5 protein-coding genes and 1 pseudogene are annotated in these 4824 nt (G+C 63.8%); 1 reads left to right on the forward strand and 5 read right to left on the reverse strand.

Annotated features, from left to right (window positions below; translation table 11 throughout):
* Positions 1 to 453: 453 nt before the first annotated feature.
* From VFA16_RS12360 to VFA16_RS12380, 5 genes are all read right to left on the reverse strand, one after another.
* Positions 454 to 903 carry a nitroreductase/quinone reductase family protein gene (locus VFA16_RS12360; protein WP_324968091.1) on the reverse strand — a complete coding sequence of 150 codons (450 nt, stop codon included), beginning with the start codon at positions 901 to 903 and terminating at the stop codon, positions 454 to 456.
* A 12-nt stretch (positions 904 to 915) separates the two neighbouring features.
* On the reverse strand, positions 916 to 1599 hold the full coding sequence (locus VFA16_RS12365) for a class I SAM-dependent methyltransferase (RefSeq protein ID WP_324968092.1): 684 nt from the start codon (positions 1597 to 1599) through the stop codon (positions 916 to 918).
* A gap of 49 nt (positions 1600 to 1648) precedes the next feature.
* Entirely contained in the window at positions 1649 to 2293 is a 645-nt protein-coding gene (locus VFA16_RS12370; RefSeq protein ID WP_324968094.1) for a dihydrofolate reductase family protein, read from the reverse strand.
* Between the two features lie 124 nt (positions 2294 to 2417).
* Positions 2418 to 3989, reverse strand: coding sequence for a glycoside hydrolase family 13 protein (locus VFA16_RS12375; RefSeq protein ID WP_324968093.1), 1572 nt, complete (start codon positions 3987 to 3989; stop codon positions 2418 to 2420).
* The gene (locus VFA16_RS12380; protein ID WP_163748240.1) at positions 3989 to 4375 is read right to left on the reverse strand and encodes a globin; all 387 of its coding nucleotides are present in this window, start codon (positions 4373 to 4375) and stop codon (positions 3989 to 3991) included. The genes VFA16_RS12375 and VFA16_RS12380 overlap by 1 nt, the downstream gene beginning before the upstream one ends.
* A gap of 167 nt (positions 4376 to 4542) precedes the next feature.
* Between VFA16_RS12380 and VFA16_RS12385 the strand changes: the two are divergent.
* Positions 4543 to 4824 (forward strand): annotated as a pseudogene (locus VFA16_RS12385) (HNH endonuclease); the annotation flags it as partial.

The raw sequence follows: 4824 nt of genomic DNA on the forward strand, positions 1-4824 counted from the left end.
ACTGAGTCAGTCATCTCACTCAGTAGTATAGACACCCATCACCGATCGTCGATAGGTTAGTTAACCAACTAACACTGTTAATTGGCGAGCTGCGAACAGACGCGGCCGCGCCCCCGTCGTAACTTCAGGAAGTCGCAGCGCTTACATCGCGGCGGAAAGGCGTGTCATGGAAGGGGATTGGAATGCTCAGAACCGCGGGATTGTCGGGGAATTCCGCGCGAACAACGTTCGGCTCGGTGGCTCCTTCCCACGCCGACAGGTTGATGTTGAGGTCGGTGGCGAGACCTTTCCCGCACGGGCTGTGGTGGTGACCGGCGTGGAGCGGGAAACGCCTAGTGCACAGCAGGCCGTCCCAAAACCCTGGTCTGGCAACGAATCTTGCGATCACGTTCCGCGAGTTATCGCATTGCACCCGCGGAGCAACGCTGATCCACCGACAACGGGTGATACTGGTCAGCTCGCCGGGATGGGGTCGAACCGGAAAACCGCGATACGGCCTGCCAGCGCCTCGACTTCTTCGGGGGTGCCATGGCGGACCAAACCAGCACGTTTCAGAAACGCCACGCCGACCGGTACTTCGGTGGGAAAGGCGCGCAGTACCGGGCGGGATTGCTCGGGGTCGAGTTCGACCAGCTTTACCCGGCGCGACTTCCGTCCCTTGCTGAGGGCTCCGACGCCGGCGGCGCGTGCATTGCGCACCCAATCGGCGCCCGGGAATCCCGCCACGGTGTAGAGCTCGCCGTCGAGTGTGAACGGTGTCATCGGCGTGCTGCGTGGCAGACCGGTGCGGCGGCCCGGCAATGTCAAGACCATCGGCGGTCCCGTTGGGATGCCCAGCTTTTGAAGCGCAATCATGAGTTTGTTCATCGGTTTGAGCCAGCGCGGAGGCTTCGGATCGGTCATGACTACCTCGCTTCAGTCCCGATGAGCCGATAACAACCAGCCCGCCACCGACACGCGGCCGTCGCGCTCATCCCGGAAGTCGGCGCCCATCAAGGCGGACAGATCTGTGGCGCCTTGAGGAGCATTGGCGTATAGGCGGGCGGGCGTGATCTCGTCGATGAGCCAGTATTTCGAGACCACCTCGCGCAACTCGTCGGCGGTCACCGCATTGGCTGGACCGCTGGGCATCGCCGCTTTGTCGAATACCAGCACAAAGTACGACGCTCCCGGCGCGGCCGCGCGGGCAATGGATTGCTGGTATCCCTCGCGTGCCTCGACCGGGATGGAGTGAAACAGCGTGCTGTCGACGATGGTGCCGAACCTTTCGTCGTATCCGGTGAACGCACTGATGTCGGCCACCTCGAAGCTGGCGTTGGTCAGCCCACGCCTGGCGGCTTCGCGGCGCGCCAACTCGATGGCGGTCGGCGACAAGTCAAGTCCCACAGTGGTGTAGCCGCGTTCCGCGAGATACAACGAGATGGCGGCCTCTCCGCAGCCGACGTCAAGGACGTCGCCGTGAAACTTGCCGGCGTGGATAAGGGCGGTCAGCTCGGGCTGGGGTTCGCCAATGCTCCAGGGCGGCTTGGTTCCCTGACCGAATTGAGCGGACTCGCCCCGGTAGGCCGATTCGAATTCGAAATCAAGAGGTTCAGTCATCGCTTCTGTATATCAACCCAGTTGATGTATGTCAACAGTGTTGACATAGCTATTTGCGCATGAAGATGAGATGTGTGACGCCACTGGGAGTGCTCACCGACTCCACCCGGAAGCGCTGCTCCACTCCCTCGAGGCCGTCCCAAAGCGATTCGCCACGCCCCAAAACGATGGGCACCACAGTGATGTGCAGGTGATCGATCAGGTCGGCTGCCAGAAACTGGCGGATGGTCGACGGACCGCCGCCGATGCGGACATCCAGATCGCCGGCGGCCTCCTGCGCGGCGTCAAGTGCCTCGGCAGGGCTGGCATCGATGAAGTGGAAGGTGGTACCACCCTCCATCACTATGGACGGCCTGGGGTAATGAGTGAGCACGAAGACCGGGGTGTGAAATGGCGGGTTGTCGCCCCACCAACCTTTCCAGTCGTCGTCAGCCCATGGCCCGCGCTGGGGTCCGAACTTGTTGCGCCCCATGATTTCCGCGCCGATCCCTAGGGACCACCTGCTGGCCATAGCTTCGTCGAAGCCCATGTCGCCACCGCGTTCGCCATGCATAGCCCGGAAGGTCCGTGTCGCGAAGAACCATTCGTGCAGGCGATCACCGGCGTGCCCGAACGGTGAATCGAAGCTTTGTCCGACGCCGGTTGCAAAACCGTCGAGGGAAACCGAAAAGTTGTGCACGCGCACCTGCGACATGGCGGGCTCCTTGCGTCTGTATCTGAAGTGGTACGGGTGGCCGGTCTGGGCCATTGCAAGTAGGACTGTCCGCGGCCTGAGAACTAATCGTCCGCGCCGGCGCAGAGTGGACGGTGCGACAAAGCTAGACCAGCCAGGCCGCGGCGTTCGGCGGCAACTTCCCGTCCGCCAAGTCCGCACTGTGCAGGAGCAGCTCACCGTCGGGCAGCGCCAGCGGACGATTGCCGACATTCAGTGCACAGATCAAGCCGCCGCCACGCCTGAAGATCAGCGCATCTCGTGGCGCTGGCAGCCAGTCGACGCGGCTGCCGACGAATTCCGAACGCACACGGCGCAATTCCACGATGCGCCGGAAGAACGACAGCATCGATTCGGTATCCCGAAGCTGCTTTTCGACAGTCAGCGCCGCCCATTCCGCCGGCATTGGCAGCCAGGTTTCGGACGACGTCGAGAAGCCGAACGGGGGAGCATCACCGCTCCACGGCATGGGCACCCGGCAGCCGTCGCGACCGCGCTCGGTATGGCCAGAGCGTTCCCATGTCGGGTCCTGCAGCACCTCATCGGGCAACTCCACATCGGGCAGGCCCAGCTCCTGGCCGTTGTAGATGAAGGCGGCGCCCGGCAGGGCGAGCATCACCATCGCCATGGCTCGCGCTCGGTCCAGCCCAACCTTGCCGCCGCCGTAGCGGGTGACCTCCCGGCCGACGTCGTGATTGGCTATCGCCCACGTCGGTGACGCATCTTCGATCGCCGCGGCGGCCAGCGTGTTCTCGATTGCGTCGCGAAGCTCGTCGGCGTCGAAATCCGCTTGAGCCAGCCGAAAATTGAAACCCAAGTGCAGTTCGTCGGGTCGCAGGTATTCGGCCCACCGGACGTTGTCGTGCACCCAGATCTCACCGATAGTCACCGCATCCGGGTAGTCGTTGACGACTGCGCGGATGTGGCGATGAATCGCATGCACATTGGGGTGGTTGAACCGCGGATCGCGGTCTTTGTGGCGCAGTAGCCGGTTGTCGACTGATTCCATGTCCGGTAGTCCGGGCGGCTTCGCCATGCCGTGCGCGACGTCGATGCGAAAGCCGTCCACGCCGCGTTCCAACCAGAACCGCAGGGTCTTCTCCAGATCGTCGAAGACTTCCGGGTTGTCCCAATTAAGGTCGGGCTGCTCGGCGTCGAACAGGTGCAGGTACCACTGCCCCGGATTGCCGTCGGGTTCAACGATCCGCGTCCATGCCGGCCCACCGAACACCGATTCCCAGTTGTTCGGCGGCATCGACCCCCCGGGGCCGCGGCCGTCGCGAAAGATGTAGCGATCACGCGCGGCGCTGCCCGGCCCGGCCTCCAGCGCGGCCTGAAACCACGGATGCTGGGAACTGGTGTGGTTGGGCACCAGGTCCATGGTGATCTTGATGCCCTGTCCGTGCGCCTCGGCGATCAGCCGTTCCGCCGCGGCCAGCCCGCCGAACAGGGGGTCGACGTCACGGGGATCGGCGACGTCGTAGCCGTGGTCGGCCATCGGGGACACCGTGACCGGGTTCAGCCAGATCGCATCGACACCGAGCAGCTTGAGGTAGTCGAGCCGGGCTACCACCCCGTCGAGGTCGCCGACGCCGTCACCGTTGCTGTCGGCGAAGGATCGCGGATAGATCTGATAGAACACCGCACGCGACCACCATGGTCCTGTCGTGCCGCCCATCAGAACGGCGAATTGACGAGCGAGTGCGCGGCCATTTCCAAGTAGTCGAGCAGTTCTTTCCGGTGCTGATCGTCGAGGGTCTGGGAATCGATGGAGGCGACGGCGGTGTGCATGCAGCGCAGCCAAGCGTCGCGCTCGATGGGCGAGATCCGAAACGGCATATGACGCATCCGCAAACGCGGATGGCCGCGACGTTCAGAGTAGGTTCGCGGACCGCCCCAGTACTGCTCGAGGAACATCCGCAGTCGTTCCTCGGCGCCGGAGAGGTCCTCTTCGGGGTAAATCGGGCGCAGGATCTCGTCCTCGGCGACCAGCTCGTAGAAGCGCCCCACGATCGCGTGGAAGGTTTCCGCGCCGCCGACGGCGTCGTAAAAGGACTGTTGCACCGGTTCCATCCCTTCCATTGTGGTCTATCGTCGGCGGCTTACGGCGTGCGGCAGTGTGGACCCAGTCACACCGCCTGCACCCGATGTTCACCGATTGACCAGCGCACACACACCGAATTGGCGTGCGATCGGGGGCGAATCATGGTGGACTGTTCGGCGGAGGACCTATGGCGCAGCGCAAGAAACGCCGCCACCGCAGTTCCGCGGCGGGGCTAACCGAGCCAGCGACCGGTTCCTGCCTGCATAGCGTCGATACGCGTCCACCCGTCCCGCACGATGGTGCATCAATCTGGACCCGGCGGCGGGTGCTGCTGCTGAACTCCACCTATGAGCCGTTGACCGCGCTGCCGCTGCGCCGGGCGATCATCATGCTGATCTGCGGCAAGGCCGACGTCGTGCACGACGACCCAGCCGGGCCGGTCATCCACTCCGCGACCAGGACGATCGCC

The sequence above is a fragment of the Mycobacterium sp. genome (assembly GCF_035653355.1).
In the GTDB taxonomy this organism is placed as follows: domain Bacteria; phylum Actinomycetota; class Actinomycetes; order Mycobacteriales; family Mycobacteriaceae; genus Mycobacterium.

What these genes read in the sequence shown, in the direction of transcription:
- VFA16_RS12360 (WP_324968091.1), bottom strand. Translation starts at nt 903, where the DNA reads ATGACCGATCCGAAGCCTCCGCGCTGGCTCAAACCGATGAACAAACTC.
- VFA16_RS12365 (WP_324968092.1), bottom strand. Translation starts at nt 1,599, where the DNA reads ATGACTGAACCTCTTGATTTCGAATTCGAATCGGCCTACCGGGGCGAG.
- VFA16_RS12370 (WP_324968094.1), bottom strand. Translation starts at nt 2,293, where the DNA reads ATGTCGCAGGTGCGCGTGCACAACTTTTCGGTTTCCCTCGACGGTTTT.
- VFA16_RS12375 (WP_324968093.1), bottom strand. Translation starts at nt 3,989, where the DNA reads ATGGGCGGCACGACAGGACCATGGTGGTCGCGTGCGGTGTTCTATCAG.